Below are 17669 nucleotides of genomic sequence, written 5' to 3'. Positions count from 1 at the left end.
CTCAGCGGGCCCCGGGGCCGCGCCGGGCGGCGTCGGCGCTGCCCCGTTGCAGGGACCCGCCCTGCCCGGGGCCCGGGGCTCCGGTGCCTCGGCCTCGGTGGCGTCGTGGGCTGAACGCTCCGGCCTTGTCCCGGGCGGTGCCCGCGTCCCTGTGCCGCAGGGACCTGGTACGGAGCCTCTGGGCCCCGAAGGCCCCGGCGCTGTGCCGGGCGGCGCCGGTGCGGAGCAGCCTGGCTCCGCCGTCCTGGCACCGGCCTGGGCGGAGCCCGAAGGATCCGGTCTTGTGCCGGGCGGTGGCTGCGTTCCTGCGGCGCCTCCGGACGGTTCCGCTGGAGCGGCGTCGGCGTTGCCGGGCGCAGGGCGTTCTGCGCCCACCGGCCTCGTCCCGGGCGGTGCCCGCGTTCCTGCGCCGCAGGTGGCTGACGCGTCGCCCTCGGGACCTGCGGCCCCGGACGGCTCCGCGCCCCCTGCCTCCGTCCCGGCGGCAGGGGCGCACGCCGTGCTTCGGCGGGTTACTGCCCTTCTTGCTGAAGGGAGTGCCGATCCCGCTGACGTGGCTTGTGCCGCGCACTTGCACTGTCCGCCGCTCGCCGTCGCCGTTGCCGCCGATCTTGCCGTTTCCGCGCTCAATCCCTCTCAGGACTCGTGGGATCAGGCGCCCGCCGCGACCGCGCTGGAGACCTTGCTGCTCAAGGAGTTGGCGCGGCTTGTCGGGTATGACGCGGAGTTGGCCGCCGGTGTGCTGACCTCCGGTGGTACGGAGTCCAATCTCATGGGGCTGATGCTCGCCCGGGATCGGGTGCTTGGGGCTGTCACCGGGCGGCCGGTCGAACTGGAAGGGCTGCCCGGCCCCGGCACCGGCGCCTTCCCCCGGCCTCGTATCCTCGCCTCCGCCTCCGCCCACTTCTCCGTCCAGCGCGCCGCCGCCCTCCTCGGGCTCGGTGAGGACGCCGTGCTGCCCGTCCCCGTCGACCGTCAACTCCGTATGAATGCAGACGCGTTGGCCGCCGCCCTCACCGGCTGCGCCGATCGCGGCGAGCTGCCGATCGCCGTCGTCGCCACCGCCGGGACCACCGACACCGGCGCCGTCGACCCGCTCCGTATCTGCGCCGCGCTCGCCGCCGAGCATGGCGCGTGGCTGCATGTGGACGCCGCGTACGGCGGCGGCGCGCTGCTGTCCGACCGGCTCGCGCCGCTGCTGGACGGTCTCGCCCTCGCCGACTCCGTCTCGCTCGACTGGCACAAACTCGGCTGGCAGCCGGCCGCCGCCGGCGTCTTTCTCGTCCGGAGGTCCGAGACGTACGCCTCGCTCGCGCGCCGCGCCGTCTATCTCAACCCGGCCGACGACGAAGAGGCCGGCTACCCGAGTCTGCTCGGGCTCTCCCTCCGTACGACCCGTCGCGCCGACGCGTTCAAGATCGCCGTGACGCTCCGTACGCTCGGCAGGGCGGGCCTCGGCCGGCTCGTCGACGCCTGCCACGACCTGGCGGTCGCGGGCGCCAGGACCGTACGGAACCATCCCCGGCTCGAACTCCACGCCGAACCCGTCCTGACCGCCTTCCTCTTCCGCTATCTGCCGGCCGACGCGACCAACGCCGATCCGACGGACACCGACGCGATCAACGCCTCGCTCCGCCGCCGTCTCCTCCGCGAAGGCCGCGCCGTCGTCGGCCGTACGGAACTTCCCGGCCACGGTCCCGGCCGCGTACGCCTCAAGCTCACCCTCCTCAACCCGCACACCACTCCCGCCCAGGTGGACCGGCTCCTCCACACCGTCGTGGCCGCCGGCCTCGCGGAGGAGGCGCGGTGAACCTGCCCGCAGCGAGCCTGCCCTTTTTCAACGATCCCGGAGGCCCGGCCCAGTCATGACGATCGAACCCACGCGCACCTCCACCCCGTACGACCTCCTCGGCATCGGCATCGGCCCGTTCAACCTCTCCCTCGCCGCACTCAGCGACCGCTCCGCGCCCGGCCTGCGTACGCTCTTCCTCGACGCCAAGCCCGCCTTCTCCTGGCATCCGGGACTGCTCTTGGAGGGCACGGTCCTCCAAGTCCCGTTCCTCGCCGACCTGGTGACGATGGCGGACCCGACCAGCCCGTGGTCGTATCTGAACTATCTGCGCGAGCACGACCGGATGTTCCCGTTCTTCTTCTCCGAGCGGTTCCACATACCGCGCCGCGAGTACGACCACTACTGCCGCTGGGTCGCCGAGCGCCTGCCGTCCTGCCGCTTCGACGCGCGCGTCACGGAGCTGGAGTGGGAGGAGAGCGAGGACGGAGGCGGAGGCGCGGGCGAGGACGGAGGCGAGGGCCAAGGCGCGGGCGAGGGCGCGTTCGCCGTCACGTACCGCTCGGCGGACGGTTCGCTCTCGCGCGTACGGGCACGTCAAGTGGTCCTCGGCGTCGGCACATCGCCGGTCGTTCCGGAACCGCTCCGTCCGCTGCTCGCCGGCCCCTCCGCCGCGCCGTCCGAGGCACACGCGCACAGCGGCCTCGTACTCCACAGCGCCGACTACCGCACCCACCGGACACGCCTGGCCCGACTTGACGACGTCACCGTCATCGGAGCCGGCCAGTCCGGCGCCGAGGTCACGCTCGATCTCCTGCGTCAGCAGGACGGCAACGGCGCGGGCGGCCCGTACGTCCGCTGGCTCGCCCGTACACCCGCCTTCGCGCCGATGGAGTACTCCAAGATCGGCCTGGAGCACTTCACACCCGACTACATCCGCTACTTCCGCGCCCTGCCGGACGCGCGGCGCGACCAGCTCGTACGCGAACAGTGGCAGCTCTACAAGGGCGTCAGCGAGGAGACGCTCGGCGAGATACACGACGAGCTGTACGAGCGGACGATCGGCGGTACGGAACCGCGCGCCGCGCTCCACCCGGGCGTGGCGGTGGTCGCGGCGCGACCCGAGAGCGACGGCGGTGCGGGGTACGTGCTGACCTGCCGCCACACCGAGCAGGACCGGGTGTTCGAGATACGTACGTCCGCGATCGTCTCGGCCACCGGCTACGCGGCGGCCCGCCCGGACTTCCTCGACACGCTCGCGAAGCTGGTGGTCTGGGACGAGAAGGGTCGCTACCGGATCGACGGCCAGTACCGCGTCACGCTCGACCCACGCGTGACCGGCACTCTGTACGTCCAGAACGCCGAACTCCACACCCACGGCGTCGGCGCCCCGGACCTCACACTCGGCGCCTGGCGAGCGGCGACGATCCTGAACGCGGCGGCGGGACGGGTGGTGGTACGGGTGCCGGAGCGGGCCGCCTGGACGACGTTCGGCGCACCACGCGCGCCAGGCGCGTAACGGCGGCGGCTATCTGCCGGACATGGTGTTGTACGCGTAGAGGGCGAAAATGCCGGTCACGCAGACGACGATGACCCAGGAGCTGAAGGGCATGCGCGCTCGGCCTCGGCCGGCTCGGCTGCCTCGGCCGGAGCGCGTGGGCCGTGCGGGCTTCGCGGGTCTCCCTGACCGCTCAGACCTCCCGGGTCGCCCGGACCTCCCGCCGCCATTGGACGCTCCCGCTCGTGGCGCGGTCGGTGTGACATCGGCCGCCGCCTCGGCCAGCAGACGGCGACAGGCCGCCGCGAGCACGCCCGTTCCGGCGGAGAGCGACACGATCGCCTCCGAACGCGCCGGAGCGGTGGTGCCGCCGTCGAGGATGCGGCCCGCGCGGACGAGGATCTCGTCACGGCCGCCCGCGGGCGCGAGACTGATCCAGCGCCGCACGTGCTCACCGCGGATGACCACGCCTCCGGACCGTTCCCGGTAGAGGGTGTGTTCCCGCCACAGCACCTGCGCCAGTTCCGCCGCTGTGTCTCTCAGCTGCGTGCTCACAACCGCTTTCCCCCGTCACCCCGTGGACATTCGAACGAACGTGACACCTTAGCGTCAGGTGCACACCAAGTCCGCGACTGGGGGTGGTCGTCCGCGACCGGGGTGGTCGTTCTCCACCGGGGTGGTCAGCGCGCGGCCGAGCGGTCAGCGCGCGGCCGAGGCGAAGCTCTTTTCCATCGCGTCCAGGATCTGGCTCGCGCCGGTGTAACCGATGCCCAGCATCCACAGGTTGTCGTCGACCTTGAAGACCATGTTCTTCTTCACCGCGGTGAGGTTCTTCCACAGCGGGCCGCCGACGGTGTCGGTCTCCTTGGCCTTCTTCGGATCGCCGTACGTGGAGTGGAAGATGACGTCCGCGTCGGCCTTGTCGATCTGCTCGGGGCTGACGTCGAGTGAGAAGCCGGTGGTGTCCTGGTCGGTCGGGCGGCCGACCTGGAGGTCCTTGAAGAGGGAGCCGACGAACGTGTCGTTGAGGTAGAGCCGGGTGTCCGCGCCCTCCACGAACCGTACGAAGCCGACCTTCGTCTCCTTCGCCTTCGCCACGCCGCCCAGCGCCTCGGTCAGCCGCTTGACATGCGCCTCGTAGTCCGCGACGACCGTGACCGCCTCGTTCTTCCTGCCGAGCGCGTCCGCGTGGAGCTGGAAGTTCTCCCGCCAGGTCGGCCCGGTGGTGTCGGAGAAGACGGTCGGCGCGATCTTCGAGAGCGCGGCGTAGTTCTTCTCGTCACGGACCTTGCTGCTCAGGATCAGATCCGGCTCCAGCGCGGCGATCGCCTCAAGGTTCGGCTCGGCGATCAGCCCGACGGGCTTGATGCCCTTGAGCTTGTCGGCGGGCAGGTACGTAGAGAAGGGCGCCTGGTCGGCGACGGCGGTGGCGCCGACCGGTGTGACGCCCAGCGTGACCGCCGAGTCGAGCGCGTCGGTGTCCAGCACGACGACCCGCTTCGGCACGCCGTCGACCTCCACATCGCCCATCACCGTCTTGACGACACGCGTGTCGCCTCCGGCGTCGGCCGCCTTGTCCGTGCCGGACTCGTCGCTGCCGCCGCACGCGCTGAGCGTTACGGCGAATACGGTGGCGGCAGCGGCCACCGCGATACGGCGGCGGGTGAGGGCCGTTCTGGACACGGTGGACAAGGTGGACACGATGAGAAGGCCTCTCGGGCAGAAGTAAGGGGAACCTAACCTTAGCGGCCCTCGGACCACAAGTCACGGTCTGCACGGTCCGCACGGACGGCCCGGTCGGACGGAGTTGCCGCCCGGTCAGCCGGAGTTGACGAGGTCCAGCAGCGTACGAGACAGCTCTTCCGGGCGGGTGAAGAGTGATTCGTGGCTTCCCGGAGTGCGGATGACAGGTACGCCCAGGCGCTCGGGGAAGCGAGGAACCCAGCCGTACTCGCCGGGTGCGAGTGAGCGATCTTCCGCGGCCAGCACATAGGCGCTCGGGACGTCGACGCCGGTGGGAGTCATGTCGGCGGTCGGCGCGTCCATGAAGGTGCGGTAGGGCTGTGGGCGGAGCAGCCCGTGTGCCATTCGTGCCGCTGATTCATTGGCGTCCTGCATGAAGTCGGACGCGAAGAGCTCAAAGGGCAGGCTGACCGTATTGTTGTCCGATGCCCGGCTCAGTTCATCGAAGGCGGCCCTGAGCTCGGGCTCAACGGTGTCGGTCAGCGACTCGCCCGCCTGAGGCACGAACGCGCTGTAGAAGACAACCTGTTTCAGTCTCTTGGCGAGCCGCCTCTCCGCGCCGCCGATGACATAACCGCCCCAGCTGTGCGCCACGACCGTCACGTCGGACAGGTCCAGCCGTTCGGCATAGGCGACGAGAGCGTCAACACAATCGGCGAGTGTCACGTCACGTGGATCGTCGTCGACGGCGAGGCCGGGACTCGTCGGTGCCAGTACGCGGTGACCTGCCGCCCGCAGCCGCGCGGCCACCGGTTGCCAGGCCCAGCCGCCGTGCCATGCGCCATGGACCAGCACAAAGGTTTCGGACATCGAACCACTCCTTCGAAGGTCCTTTTTCGAGCCTAACAGCCGCTTTTAAGTGCTTTTCTGTGCGTTTCTGTGCACGGAGTGAAAAGTCTTCCGCTTCACCTGCAACCTCGGCGCGGGACGGACGTCTGTCGGAGTGGAGGCGCCTCCATCCGTCTGTCCGTCCATTGCCGAGATGATTCGAGGAACGGTATGTCCGCACGTCACACCGCTGTACGCCACGCTCTCCGTGGCCGGCTGCGGCTGGTCCTGGGTACGTCGGCGGCCATCGCCGCGCTGGCTGTCGGTGGAGCGGTGACCGCCGCCCAGGCCGACGCGCCGAAGCCGGTTCCGGCCCCGGCCAAGCCCGTACCGGGCAAGCCCGCGCCCGCGAAGCCGGTTCCGGCCCCCGCGAAGCCCGCGCCCAAGCCCGTCCCGGCCAAGCCCGCTCCGGTTCCGGCCAAGCCCGTCCCGGGCAAGCCCGCGCCCGCTCCGGTCCCGGCGAAGCCCGTCCCGGGCAAGCCCGCTCCGGCTCCCGCCCAGCCGACCCCGGTTCCGAGCACGCCCGCGAATCCCGTACCGGGCAAGCCCGTCCCCGCGCCCGTGCCCGGTAAGTAGCAACTCCTCCCAGGGGGCCGCCCGGTGACGACCCGGTGGCCCCCGACCCCGCCACCCGTCCAGGAGAACCATGAGCACAGCGGCAGCGGCAGTCGCAGCGACCTTCCCCAACCGTTGGCGCCTGCTGCTGCGCAGCCTCTCCAAGAGACGCGACGCGAGATCCGACGCGGGATCCGACGCGAGACGCGACCTGCCGACCGCCCTCACCGGTCCGCCCTGGACCACGGCCGCGATCGACGATCTCTACCACCACCGCCGGCTCCAGCTCGTCCGCCTGGCACTGCTCCTCGTGGACGACCTGCCCACCGCGGAGGACGTGGTCCAGGACGCGTTCGCCGCGCTCTTCCGACGGCACGGCGAACGGCTCACCGGCCTGGACGACCCGGAAGCCTACGTCCGCACCTGCGTGGTCAACGCCGCGCGCTCCGTCCTGCGCCGCCGTCGGACCGTACGCGCGTACATACCGGAACGGGAGAGTCACGCGCCTCCGGCCGAGGAGTACGTACTGCTCCGCGAGGAACACCGCGAAGTACTCGTGGCCCTGCGCCGCCTCACCAGGCGCCAGCGCGAGGTGCTCGTCCTGCGCTACTGGTCCAACCTCACCGAGGCCCAGATCGCGGACACACTCGGAGTCTCCCGTGGCACGGTCAAGTCCACCGCGAGCCGGGCGCTGAACGCCCTCGGCAGAGAGCTGGAGTCGAGATGAAGTCAGCGAGGAGCGACCACGCTCTGCTGGAACGCCGGCTACGGGACGCCCTGGACGCCGGAGCCCGTACGGTCGGCCTCCCGGACCTGCGCCGCGCGGCCCCGCCGTCGGCCGCCACGGCCCGCCGACCACCGCTCCGGACCGCCGCGTTCGCGCTGCTCGCGCTGGCGGCGGCCGTCGCTTGCGTACTGCTCGTCATGCCGAGGGAGCGCCCCCAGGAGGGCCCGGCCAGCCCTGCGCCCCCGTCGGTATCCCCTACGGATTCCCTGCCCGCGCCCCGACCTGCCACGCCCGAGCCAAAGCCTTGGCCTTCACCGCAGCCCGGAGAAACAGGTCAGCCGGGCAGGCTCCCGGACTTGACGGCACAGATGAACGACGCCCAGCCGGTGGCCTGAGCAAGGCATCTCACAACCTTCGCCGCCATCGCTCGCGCGGCGGGCACAGGTCGCGGTGTGTCGGTGACGAACGCAGCCCGAGCACGATCAAGTGGCGGCTACGCCTGCCCCATGTATGAGTGAGACTGCTCAAGTTCCCCTGGGCCACGGCTTCTGGCGGTGCGTCCGCGACACACGATCTTCATGCTGCCCTAGGGTTGGCGCCTGTCCCGACAGCGGTCTTGCTGCCGGGCTTCGTACTTTGCCGGGTGGAGTTGGACCATGCGCAGTCCACGGTTCCCGCGTCGGAACTCCTCATCAGTGGCGGTACCGCGCATAGGCGTGCGCACCCGGGTCAGGGAAGCGTGCGCCCCGTTGTCGATCCGGCCCTTCCAACTGCACTTGACGGCACGGTTGCTGTCGTGGACCGGCTCGGCGGTGGCCCCCATCGGTCTCGCGTTCGCTGTGCTGAGTCTCGGCGGCGGAGCGACCGGTCTCGGGCTGGTGCTCGCGGCCGGTGTGGTGCCGCAGATTCTGTTGTTGCTGATCGGGGGCGTGGTCGCGGATCGGTGGTTTCGGGCCATGGTGATGGTGTGGACGAACGTCCTCTCTGCCGTGGTCGAGGCGGCTGCGGCGGCCCTGCTGTGGACTGGTTCGGCAAGGGTGTGGCATCTGGTGATGATGTCCGCGCTGTGCGGCGTGGCGTCGGCGTTCTTCACCCCGGCGGCCGGCGGGGTGGTTGCCGAGGTGGTGCCCCCTGAGATGCGACACCAGGCGAACGCCTTGCTCAAGGTCGGGCAGAACTCGGTGAAGATCGGCGGACCGGCTGTAGGCGGTGCTGTGGCTGCCCTGGCCGGGCCGGCGTGGGCGATCGGCTGGGATGCTGTCACGTTCGGCGCGGCGGCGGTGCTCTGTGCGCGCATCGGCCTCGCCCCGGCCCGGGCGAAGGTCCGCACCGGGTTCGTGCGCGATCTCAAGGACGGCTGGCGGGACTTCTGGGCACGGCGCTGGCTGTGGCTGATGGTGTTGCAGGGTGCGGTAGTGGTGCCGGCGTGGTTGGTCGGGTATCAGATGCTCGGACCTGTGTACGGCAGCCGCTACCTCGGCGGCGCCGGGCCGTGGGGCGCGGTGGTGTCCGCGTTCACCGGCGGTCTCGTCCTGGGCTCGGCTGTCGCGCTGATGTGGCGGGCACGGCGGGTGGGCATCGTGGTCTGCCTGGGGACGGGGGCGATGGCGCTTCCCTTGGCCGGGATGGCCCTGAACGCGCCGTTGTTCGTCCTGGCGTTCGCCATGTGCACGGCGGGCACGGGGCTGGCCCTGAGCATGACCATGTGGTCGAGCCTGGTCCAGGAGCGCATTCCGGCGGATCGGCTGAGCCGCGTCATGTCGTACTCCACGCTCGGGCAGGTGCTGCCCGTGCCACTGGGCTACGTGGCCGCGGGCCCGCTCAGCACCGTGTTCGGGGTGCGGGCCACGCTTGCGGCCGGAGCTGCTGTGATCGCGGTGGCCGTGATCGTGCCGCTGGCCGTGCATCAGATCAGGACGTTGTCGCTCGCTCCGGCCGTGCCTGTCGCGGATGAGGCCCTGGTGACCGCGCCGAGGTAGAAGGTGCGGCCGGTCTCGACGGCGGAGGCGAAGCTGCGAAAGGCGCGGTCCCGGGCGGCGGCATCCCGACAGGACTGGTCGGCGTCGGGGGGCAGCTCCCACTGGTGGAAGAGATGGGCGGCGATCCGGGCGGGGGCGAGGTGGGCGATGCTGTGCCGGGGATCGGCCGCCTCCGCAGAGGCGTTCGTACGCAACGCAGCGGTCACCTTCTCCTCAGTGCCTGCTGCGAGGTTGAAGAGTGCGCCGGCTTCTGCGCGGGAACACGGCCAGATGGGCCAGGCGTCGTCCAGGCGGGCGGTACGCACTACGAGGCGTACCAGTTGTTCGCACCGGTCCGCGTAGTTGAGCTCGTCTGGGGTGAGCCAGTACGCGAGCTGTTCGGCGGACAGGTCGGCAAGGTCGAGCCCCAGGCGCTCGGCGAGATGGCTGATTGCCGCCTCCGTCGAAGCCGATGGGTCGGCGATGTGGGAGGCAAGCCGGGACAGGACACGGGTGCGCCAGCGCTGTGGGAAATCGGGGTCGTAGAGCTGCTGGTGCTGGAGCAGGGCGAGGAGCGGCAGCCCGGTGTCGGTCGCGGGGTGGTAGGCGGCGCTCCAGTAGCGCACGAAACTGGTTTCCCACGGTTCCTCACTCCACTGTGGCGTCATCGTGGCGGCCGTCGCGGTGCCGAGTGCGAGCAGCCGCAAGGCGGCTTCGGCGTCCTCACGTTTTTGGTCGTAGGCGTTTTCGCACCGCCAGATGTCGGCCTTCTCATACGCGTCGCGAAGCCCTGTCTCCCGTACGGCCCGCCCCAGAGCGGTCCAGGTGCGCCGCGGATACGGGATGGCGCGGGCTGCTTCGGTGAGTGCGATGGCCTGTGCGTCGGTGATGCCTCCCGCTGCGGCGGCCCGCTGGAAGGCGCAGCGCAGATTCACCAGGGCCTGGGTCAGCGCCCTGCCGTCGGGGCCCTGGAGGACGGCGACTTCGTCGTCGGCGTCCAAGCGCCCGTCGCGGAAGCCGCGGAATATATGGCCGATGCCGACCATGCCGTAGGAGGCGAGTTCGGCGGCGCGCAGGGCGCCCATGCTCGCGGCGCCGGACACCTCGACGCCTTCGGCCAGGAGCATCAGGATCTCTTTGTGCCGCACCGGGAGGCTCTGGTGCCACAGCCCGTCGATGATCAGCACTCGGTCATCGGTGGTGAGGCCCAGGCGCAGCACATCGCCGTGCTGGACGGGCGGGTGCAGGACGGCGGAGGGCAGCAAGGCCCGGATACGGGCCGGGGCGATGGTGGGTCCGGCGAAGACATGAGTGCTCATCGTGTCGTCTCCTGGGGGCGCGGGACGGTGTGCCTGGCGGTGTGGCGCAGCCCGGGAGCGCACACCTTGACCACGGTGAACTCGTCCTGTGCGTACGGGCCCCAGGTCAGATCCACCACCAGCGGGGCGTGGCCGGTGGCGGTGGCGACGGCAGCGGCCAGCACACTGGCCTGCGCGGTGTCGGTGTCGGCGGGTGCCTGGTAGCGGCTGATGACCGTCGCCCAAGGCGTCATGGGCGCGGTGGACGGCACAGGGGCGGTGTGGGGGCCGGGCCGGTAGGCGAGCGGCTGGTTGTCCTCGCGGCTTCCGGCGATCAGGGTCAGCCGCGACTGGGCGGCCTCGGTGATCGCTCTCGACAGCGCGACCTGCGGGTCCGGGTGGGCGCCGGCGCCGGCGACCAGGACGGAGGACTGGTCCTCGCGCCACAAGTGGCAGCTCATCACCGCCACCCCGAACCGGTTGGAGGCGTGCCGCAGTTCCAGCCGGCACTGCCCACGACGCAGCTTCTCGATCAATGCCGCGCAGTGCGGGTCGGCCACCGTGGCAGGGTCCACGATCTCGCTGCGCTGCCCGTTGTCCTGGGCCACGTCGGAGAGAACGTCCCGCTCGATGACCGCGCACAGGCCGTGCACGAGCGCCTCGGCGCGGGTGTTGCCGGACGCGAGGCCATTGGTGGAGGCGCTGGGCAGGTGCAGGCGCCAGTCGTCGTGGACGGTGCGCTTCACCCGTACCGCGGCCTCGGGCAGCAGGGTCTCGGCGTCATCGACCGCCGAGCGGGCGGTGATCCAGTCCATGCGCACGCGCTCGGTCAGCAGGCTCCCTGGATGCTGCTCCAATGCGGCGATCGCATAGGGAAGCCGAAGGTCGCAGGCGGGTATTTGTCCGGCGGAGACGGGCAGGGGAGCGCGCTCGGCATGCCACACCTCGATGGCCTCCATGGCGCCGGAGACCCGGGCCGCATCCAAGGTGGCCCCCTTGCCCTGGGCCACCGACAGCGTCCAGGCCGTCGGGCGTACGGCCATGGTGACCGGGATGCCAAGGTCGTCGAGACCGGTGACGTCCGCGATCCGGGTGATGCCGTAGGCCGGCAGCAACGGCCTGATGGCGTGCCAGGTCTTGGCGGGCGGGCGGGTGCGGCGGGTGCCGTCGAAGGCGTACATGCGCATGAATACCCTCCGATTCAGGAGCGGGCAAGAGGCCGGGCCGTCCCCCCACCCCGTGGGGGGAACGAAGGGAGGGCGGCCCGGCGTCACAGGGCGGGCCGCCGGTCAGACGGTCGGCACCTCGTAGGTATGGGTGTCGGGGAAGGCGCTGTCGGGCACGGCCGGGTCGCCGCCCGCGTTCTGCGGCAGGGCGCCTTCCGCGTGGAGGTCGGTGACGAAGTCTGCCGGGTCCACCGCCGACGTGGTCGCCGACTCGGTGACAGGAGCTGCCATGAGCGTTCCTCTCGGATGGATGGGACCGCTACACCGTGAGGTCGGTGAAGCAGATGGTGAGCAGCACCTCGCGCGACGTGGTGTCGAGCGGGGTACGCCAATGGGGGGTGCGACTTCCGTCGAACCCGGTCAGGGCGCGGTAGCGGATCGGGAACTCCTCGCCTCCGTCGGGGTAAGGAGTGCCCGCGAGCCGGTCGATGACCTGGTCGACGGTGAGCCAGCGCAGGTTCGGCAGCCAGCCCATCGGCCCCAGATTCGGTGTCAGCCCGCAGGAGAAGGTGATCTCGCATTTGCCGTCGTCGCGGTGGACATGCATGTAGTCACCGGGCGCGTAGTACTTCAGTCCCATGCGGATCGCCGTCATTCGGCTGCGGCCGGTGGCCTCTCCCGCCACATCGACGAGCCCCTTCGCCCGGGCGAGAGCGTTGACCGCCTTGCCGCCGGGGTGGACCCGACAGCGCTGGGGCGAGGTGATCGAGCCGTCCCGCATCGCCAGCAGGCCTGGCCGCTGGTTGTGGCGCACCACCGCCAGCGGTTCGCACCGCTCGGCCTCCTCGGCGACCTCCTCCCACAGACCGGGCTCGATCACTTCCGGCGGCACCTCCACCCGCCCCTCGGCCAGCCACATCTGCCGCAACATGCCGCCCCCTCTCACAGGTCCATGAACGACATCGTGACCAGCGTCCCCACCTTGCTCGCCAGTCGCGGGCGCCAGTGCGGAACGCTGTAGCCCGCGAATGCACGCACGCTCCCGTCGCCGTACGGGTGTCGCAGCGTGGTGAACTCACCGCCCTCGGGGAATATCCCGTTCTCGGCGACCACCTTGCCCAGCGTGTCGGGATGCGCGTTGTACAGGTGCGGCGCCCAGCCCATCGGCGGCAGATCCTCGCTCAACGCGATCGCGACCGTCACCGTCGACTTCACGCTGTCGGTGTGCAATCCCTGAAAGTCGCCCTGCTGGTAGAGGACGACGGCGCCACCGCGCGGGATCAGCCGCGCAATGCCCGTCTTCTCGCGGACCGCGGCCAGGAGCTCGCGGTCGAAGGCCAGCTGGTCGAGGACCGGCCCGGGCGGAACGAACGCGCAGTGCACCGGCGAGGCGAACGAGCCGTCGCGGTGCGCGCTGGTGTGATCATGGATGTGCGGCGTCGCCAGGCCCAGGCGGCTCTCGGCCTCCGCCTTCAGGGCCTCGAAACGTTCCGCGGCGAGCACGCCCTTGATGAGGACCGTCCCGGTCCTGTCCCACGTCACGCTCGCAGGGTTCCGCTCGGGCTGAGCTTCGGTGTTCTGCAACACGAGGAGACCTCTTCCCCTCCAGGAGCCGGCCCTTCGGCCACGGCCCGGAACATCACCACGGCGGGGCTGAAGCGTGTTGCGAAAATCCCCGCATGACGCATAGTCAACGCGGAATCGCGGTATGCCCCCAGTGCCACGCAGGGGTTCAATTCGTGGTCTTTCAGGGCCATTTGGAGGGCCGGACTGCGCACCTTCGCCGACCACGTCGGGAGCAGGCGGATGATGGCACCGAACGGCATAGGGGTTTTGCTGCGCACCCGCCGCGAGCAGGCCGGACTCACCCGTGAGGATGCTGCGGTCCTCATGGCGCAGGCGCTCGGAGAGCCCTTCGACGCGGAGAACTTCAAACGCTGGGAGCGCGAGACTCGCCTCCCCACCCCCCGATGGCATCGCAGTATTGAGTCAGCACTTGGCATCCCACTCCAGGAAATCGTGCGGGCGCGGGCTGTCTCGCAGGCGTTCCGGTTACAGCACAAGACGGCGAGGATGGACGGAGAGGAGGCGACGGCCGTGAAACGACGCTCATTCATCACTGGGACGCTGGCGGTGGCCGGCGCAGGGGCCTTACCCGAGTTCGCTGCGGCACACGAGGGCATCGATGCGGCCCTTCAAGGCTCCGACGCCGCCGACATCGCCTACCTGGAGTCGGTGTTCGAGCGGAATACCGGCGGCTACCACGGCCGCGACCCTCAAGTTGTCCTCGCCGAAATGCAGCAGGACCTCATGCTGTTGCGCGACGTACTGGAACGACCCCACACCGCACGGGACCGCTCCACCGTCGTGCGCACCGCCGCCGGCCTCACCGGGCTGGTCGCGATCATCCAGCACGATCGGGGACAGCAGCAAGACGCACGGCACTGGTTCACCACGGCGGCGCGCGCCGCCGCCGAGTCCGGCGACCGCCAGATGCTGGCCTGGGTGCTCGCCCGCCACGCCATGGTCCCGTTGAACTACGGTGCGCCACGCGCCGCCGCCGAACTCGCCGCCCGCGCCCGACGCGTGGCCGGACATACCACCAGCGCGGCTGCCGCACTGGCGGCGGCCGTCAGCTCACGAGCCCTCGCCGCGACAGGAGACCACCGAGGAGCACTCCGGGCCATCGCACAAGCCCGAGCCGCGATCGAACGCCTCGACCGTGTCGGCCTGGCCGACACATGGTTCGGCTACCCGCCGCAGAAGCACAGTGTGCACCTCTCCCAGGCGTTCACCCTGCTCGGCGAGAGCGGGCACGCATTCACCGAACAGGAGGCCGCGCTCGCGCTCACGGACTCGCCGTCGGTCATGACACGGGCCCTTCTGGCGCTGGACACCGCACAGTGTCTGCGGGCCGACCACGATCCCCAGGGCGCCGCCGACGTGGCGAGCGAGGTATGGCAGCAACTCCCCGAAGGCTTCCGTACCGGGCTCGTCCGCATCCGTGCCGAGACGCTGCGAGGGAGTCTTACCGGTCGACCACGAGCCCAGCTCACGGAAGTACTCAGCCACGTGACGTGAACGCCCGGCGCCCTCGCCAGCGGTCCGGCCATCCAAGCCTTGGACTCCGACCAAGCCGGAGCCGAGAGGGAAGGCCGGACCCGTGGGCGGTCAGCCGGGCAGGCTCCCGGACTTGACGGCGCAGATGAACGACGCCCAGTGGGTGGGCTGGAAGAGCAGTGTGGGCCCGGTGGGGTTTTTGGAGTCGCGGACCGGGATGTCGGCGTACCCGTCCGCTACTTCCAGGCACTCGCCCTGCTCGCCCGAGCTATAGCTTGACTTACGCCATCGGATGGCGTGCTCACTCCTGCTCACCTTCGTACTCCTTCGCTGTGGCCCTGACCAGGGCCAGTGATTCCTTTTGCGGCAGTGCATCGCTCAGGGCCAGGCTGTAACTCATCTGGCACTGCCTCACCATGGCCGGATCGTCCATCAGGTACCCCACCTTGTGTCCCTCGACATAGGCCACCGGTGGCGCGTCCTCGAAGTCCATCAGGTAGAGCATGCCAGCCAGTAGAGAGTGTGCTCCCGCCCCGAACGGCAGTACATGCAACCGCAGTCGTCCGGCTTCCGCCATGCGCGCGATCTTGTGGAGCTGTTCGGCCATGACGCGCGGGCCGCCGACCTTCCGCCGGAGGCACGCCTCGTCCAGCAAGGTCCACCCTACGGGCGCCAACGGGCCGTCGAAGATTTGGGCGCGGGCCCTGCGGACGACCACCTTCTCGTCAAGCTCGTCGGCCGTATGGTTCGGACTGAACGCACGGAACACCGCCCGCGAGTAGCCGTCTGTCTGGAGCAGGCCAGGGACGAGCAGGGAGCCGTACTGCCGGATCTCCGTCGCCTGCAGTTCCAACTCCGCTACGGCGGCGAAGAAGTCCGCGTACCTGGATTCGAGGTCCTTCAGCCACCTGAAGAAGAAGCCATCCGTGCCCAGCGCGGCGTCGATGCGTTTCGCGTCGTCCGGGTTCGGGAGGCGGCGGCCCGCCTCGAAGTGGCTGATCAGCGTGGGTGAGCAGACCACGATGTCGCTCAACATCTCCTGAGTCATGCCTGCGGCTATGCGACGGAGCCTGAGCTCCTCGCCGTACATCTGCCGAAGCGTGCGCGGTTTGCTGGCTTTCGCCATGCCATCAACTCCTTCATCTGAAGCGGTTGTTGTCAACCCCCAACTACTGGCCAGCGTAGCGGCCCACGTACCACTCTGTGAGTAATTCGTCACAGAAAGCGAAACGAGCAGGTGGAGGGAACGGTGACATGAGCCTGAATCGGCATGGGAGCCAAACGGACGGCAGCGTTGTGCTGCGGTGGAGCAGTCATCCGAGGTGCGTCGCGCTGGCGCGGCTGGAGTTGCGTAAAGCGCTGGCCGGTTGGGGGCTGGCCGAGTTGGAGGACTCGGCCCTCCTTGTGCTGTCCGAGCTCCTCACCAACGCCGGGCGCCACGCTCAGGTCGTACCGGAGCAGACCATCGAGACGTACTACTTCCGCAGGCCGGCCGGGCTGCGGATCGAGGTGTACGACGCGTCGCCGGAGCTGCCGTGCAGGCGTACGGCCGAGCCGGAGGCGTCCGGTGGGCGCGGGCTGGTGCTGGTGGAGGCGCTGGCGGACGAGTGGGGCGTGATCGAACACGGCGGCGGCCAGGGAAAGACGGTGTGGGCGGCCCTGTCGCTCCCGAACGCGGGCGAGGGCGAGGGCGGTCGTGAACGTGGCTGAACAGGTCGTCAGGGACGGTACGGAGGCGAAGAAGGAGCGGCCTCCGTTGGGCGCGTTCGCTCAGCCGGGCATGGTGCCGTACATCGCGCGGTGGTCGTCGGAGCAGTACCCGCGCTCCCTGGTCGTGGCCGATCACCGTGGCATCCGGTACGTGGACGAACTGCCGCACGACCGTGACTTGCGCGGGATTCTGTGGAAGCGGATCGGGCTGAGTCCGGGGAAGGGCAGGCCGGAGTTCGGGAACGTCCACTTCTTCCGGCAGCGCCGGGCCATGCGGAAGCTGCTGTGCCAGATCTGCGGCGGTCCGGCGGACCGTACCGCCGACGGGACCTTGTGGCTGGTGGGCGAGGACGCGGACGACCGGGACGCATGGGCGACCGATCTCGTGACCGGGCATCCGCCGCTGTGCGTGCCGTGCGCGGTGACTTCCGTACGGGCCTGTCCGCATCTGCGGAAGCAGTATGTGGCGTTACGGGTGCGGACGTTCGAACTGGGCGGTGTTCAGGGCGCGTTGTACCGGCTGCACGGTCATCTGCCCGTGGTGTACGCGGCCGACGGAGTGCCGTTCGATAGTTGGCGCATTCACTGGGTGCTGGCGACGCAACTGCTCATGAAGCTGACGGAGTTCACGATGGTGGACCTGGCGGCGGAGCACGCGGAGTACGTGAGACGGGTGGCGGCGGCCGGGCCGGAGCGGTAGATGGTAGGCCGGGCCGGAGTCCGGCGCGGCCGACACGCCCGCCGTCGGCGCCGCCCTGGCCGCAGCCGCGCAGGAGGCTACCGACCTGCTGCTGGTCTACCTCTGATCTTGCGCAGTGCTCCGTCCTTTAGGGCGGAGGTGAGGCGCATCCTTGGTACGGAGGCGCGAAGCACCGGAGTTCTCTGCGCCTCCGTGGTGACGGTCAGGTGGGTCGTTGCTGGTTCTCGATGTACTGGCGGACGACGGTGAGCGGTGGGCCGCCGCATGATCCCGCGAAGTAGGAGCCGGACCAGAAGTGTCCGCCCCACAGGTACCGGCGGACATGCGCGTCGTACTCCTGGCGGAGTCTGCGCGAGCTGACGCCCTTGAGGGAGTTGACCAGCTTGGAGAGCTGGACTTTGGGCGGGTAGTGCACGAGCAGGTGGACGTGGTCCTGTTCGCCGTTGAACTGTTTCAGCTCGGCCTCGAAGTCGTCGCAGACCTCCCGCATGATTTCTTCGGTGCGGGTCAGCATGGCGTCGGTGAACGCCTTCCGCCGGTACTTCGTGACAAAAACCAAGTGGACGTGCAGGTTGTAGACAACGTGACGGCCGGTGCGTACATCGGGATTAGGATTCCAGCGCGGTGACATAAACCA

General features: G+C 69.9%; 20 protein-coding genes. 9 read left to right on the top strand and 11 right to left on the bottom strand.

Going from position 1 to position 17669, the window contains the following annotated elements:
- Positions 1–553 precede the first annotated feature (553 nt).
- Entirely contained in the window at positions 554–1810 is a 1257-nt protein-coding gene (locus ACFV6H_RS22070) for a pyridoxal phosphate-dependent decarboxylase family protein (protein ID WP_385544704.1), read from the top strand.
- Between the two features lie 55 nt (positions 1811–1865).
- The gene (locus ACFV6H_RS22065; RefSeq protein ID WP_385544701.1) at positions 1866–3308 is read left to right on the top strand and encodes a lysine N(6)-hydroxylase/L-ornithine N(5)-oxygenase family protein; all 1443 of its coding nucleotides are present in this window, start codon (positions 1866–1868) and stop codon (positions 3306–3308) included.
- Between the two features lie 9 nt (positions 3309–3317).
- Here ACFV6H_RS22065 and ACFV6H_RS22060 read toward each other — a convergent pair whose 3' ends face one another.
- From ACFV6H_RS22060 to ACFV6H_RS22050, 3 genes are all read right to left on the bottom strand, one after another.
- Complete coding sequence (locus ACFV6H_RS22060) at positions 3318–3842, bottom strand: hypothetical protein (protein ID WP_385544698.1); 525 nt, start codon at positions 3840–3842, stop codon at positions 3318–3320.
- Positions 3843–3986: 144 nt separating this feature from the next.
- A complete protein-coding gene (locus ACFV6H_RS22055) occupies positions 3987–4970 on the bottom strand; it encodes an ABC transporter substrate-binding protein (RefSeq protein ID WP_385544694.1) in 984 nt (327 codons plus the stop codon).
- A 135-nt stretch (positions 4971–5105) separates the two neighbouring features.
- A complete protein-coding gene (locus tag ACFV6H_RS22050; RefSeq protein ID WP_385544691.1) occupies positions 5106–5840 on the bottom strand; it encodes an alpha/beta fold hydrolase in 735 nt (244 codons plus the stop codon).
- 189 nt (positions 5841–6029) lie between these two features.
- Here ACFV6H_RS22050 and ACFV6H_RS22045 point away from each other — a divergent pair, with 189 nt between their 5' ends.
- The 4 genes from ACFV6H_RS22045 to ACFV6H_RS22030 all read left to right on the top strand — a co-directional run bounded on the left by ACFV6H_RS22045 (position 6030) and on the right by ACFV6H_RS22030 (position 9119).
- Entirely contained in the window at positions 6030–6434 is a 405-nt protein-coding gene (locus ACFV6H_RS22045; protein ID WP_385544688.1) for a hypothetical protein, read from the top strand.
- 70 nt (positions 6435–6504) lie between these two features.
- Positions 6505–7140, top strand: coding sequence for a SigE family RNA polymerase sigma factor (locus ACFV6H_RS22040; protein WP_385544685.1), 636 nt, complete (start codon positions 6505–6507; stop codon positions 7138–7140).
- On the top strand, positions 7137–7535 hold the full coding sequence (locus tag ACFV6H_RS22035) for a hypothetical protein (protein WP_385544682.1): 399 nt from the start codon (positions 7137–7139) through the stop codon (positions 7533–7535). Before ACFV6H_RS22040 ends, ACFV6H_RS22035 begins: the two co-directional genes overlap by 4 nt.
- 354 nt (positions 7536–7889) lie before the next feature.
- Positions 7890–9119 (top strand): MFS transporter, encoded by a 1230-nt coding sequence (locus tag ACFV6H_RS22030; protein WP_385544679.1) that lies wholly within the window; start codon positions 7890–7892, stop codon positions 9117–9119.
- Here the strand turns inward: ACFV6H_RS22030 and ACFV6H_RS22025 are convergent.
- From ACFV6H_RS22025 to ACFV6H_RS22005, 5 genes are all read right to left on the bottom strand, one after another.
- The gene (locus ACFV6H_RS22025; protein ID WP_385544676.1) at positions 9047–10417 is read right to left on the bottom strand and encodes a TfuA-like protein; all 1371 of its coding nucleotides are present in this window, start codon (positions 10415–10417) and stop codon (positions 9047–9049) included. The genes ACFV6H_RS22030 and ACFV6H_RS22025 overlap by 73 nt on opposite strands.
- Positions 10414–11583, bottom strand: coding sequence for a YcaO-like family protein (locus ACFV6H_RS22020; RefSeq protein ID WP_385544673.1), 1170 nt, complete (start codon positions 11581–11583; stop codon positions 10414–10416). Before ACFV6H_RS22020 ends, ACFV6H_RS22025 begins: the two co-directional genes overlap by 4 nt.
- A gap of 102 nt (positions 11584–11685) precedes the next feature.
- Positions 11686–11853 carry a hypothetical protein gene (locus tag ACFV6H_RS22015; RefSeq protein WP_385544670.1) on the bottom strand — a complete coding sequence of 56 codons (168 nt, stop codon included), beginning with the start codon at positions 11851–11853 and terminating at the stop codon, positions 11686–11688.
- Positions 11854–11881: 28 nt separating this feature from the next.
- Positions 11882–12493 (bottom strand): hypothetical protein, encoded by a 612-nt coding sequence (locus tag ACFV6H_RS22010; protein WP_385544668.1) that lies wholly within the window; start codon positions 12491–12493, stop codon positions 11882–11884.
- An 11-nt stretch (positions 12494–12504) separates the two neighbouring features.
- Positions 12505–13104 carry a hypothetical protein gene (locus ACFV6H_RS22005; RefSeq protein WP_385544665.1) on the bottom strand — a complete coding sequence of 200 codons (600 nt, stop codon included), beginning with the start codon at positions 13102–13104 and terminating at the stop codon, positions 12505–12507.
- Between the two features lie 264 nt (positions 13105–13368).
- Between ACFV6H_RS22005 and ACFV6H_RS22000 the strand changes: the two genes are divergently transcribed.
- Entirely contained in the window at positions 13369–14643 is a 1275-nt protein-coding gene (locus tag ACFV6H_RS22000) for a multiprotein-bridging factor 1 family protein (RefSeq protein WP_385544662.1), read from the top strand.
- A gap of 90 nt (positions 14644–14733) precedes the next feature.
- Here ACFV6H_RS22000 and ACFV6H_RS21995 read toward each other — a convergent pair whose 3' ends face one another.
- Together ACFV6H_RS21995 and ACFV6H_RS21990 are read right to left on the bottom strand one after the other, a co-directional pair.
- A complete protein-coding gene (locus ACFV6H_RS21995; RefSeq protein WP_385544659.1) occupies positions 14734–14937 on the bottom strand; it encodes a DUF397 domain-containing protein in 204 nt (67 codons plus the stop codon).
- Entirely contained in the window at positions 14924–15748 is an 825-nt protein-coding gene (locus tag ACFV6H_RS21990; RefSeq protein WP_385545063.1) for a Scr1 family TA system antitoxin-like transcriptional regulator, read from the bottom strand. Before ACFV6H_RS21990 ends, ACFV6H_RS21995 begins: the two co-directional genes overlap by 14 nt.
- 128 nt (positions 15749–15876) lie before the next feature.
- Between ACFV6H_RS21990 and ACFV6H_RS21985 the strand changes: the two genes are divergently transcribed.
- Positions 15877–16332: an ATP-binding protein gene (locus ACFV6H_RS21985; RefSeq protein WP_384782916.1), complete on the top strand. Its 456-nt coding sequence runs from the start codon at positions 15877–15879 to the stop codon at positions 16330–16332.
- Entirely contained in the window at positions 16319–17032 is a 714-nt protein-coding gene (locus tag ACFV6H_RS21980; protein WP_385544655.1) for a hypothetical protein, read from the top strand. Before ACFV6H_RS21985 ends, ACFV6H_RS21980 begins: the two co-directional genes overlap by 14 nt.
- Positions 17033–17234: 202 nt before the next feature.
- Here the strand turns inward: ACFV6H_RS21980 and tnpA are convergent, their stop codons facing one another.
- Positions 17235–17663, bottom strand: coding sequence for an IS200/IS605 family transposase (gene tnpA / locus ACFV6H_RS21975; protein ID WP_384979138.1), 429 nt, complete (start codon positions 17661–17663; stop codon positions 17235–17237).
- Positions 17664–17669: the final 6 nt, after the last annotated feature.

Origin of the sequence: Streptomyces sp. NPDC059743, from assembly GCF_042732975.1 — a bacterium.
Lineage (GTDB): Bacteria > Actinomycetota > Actinomycetes > Streptomycetales > Streptomycetaceae > Streptomyces.
Note: the sequence above shows the minus strand (reverse complement) of the source record. Positions and strands in the feature narration are given on the sequence as shown.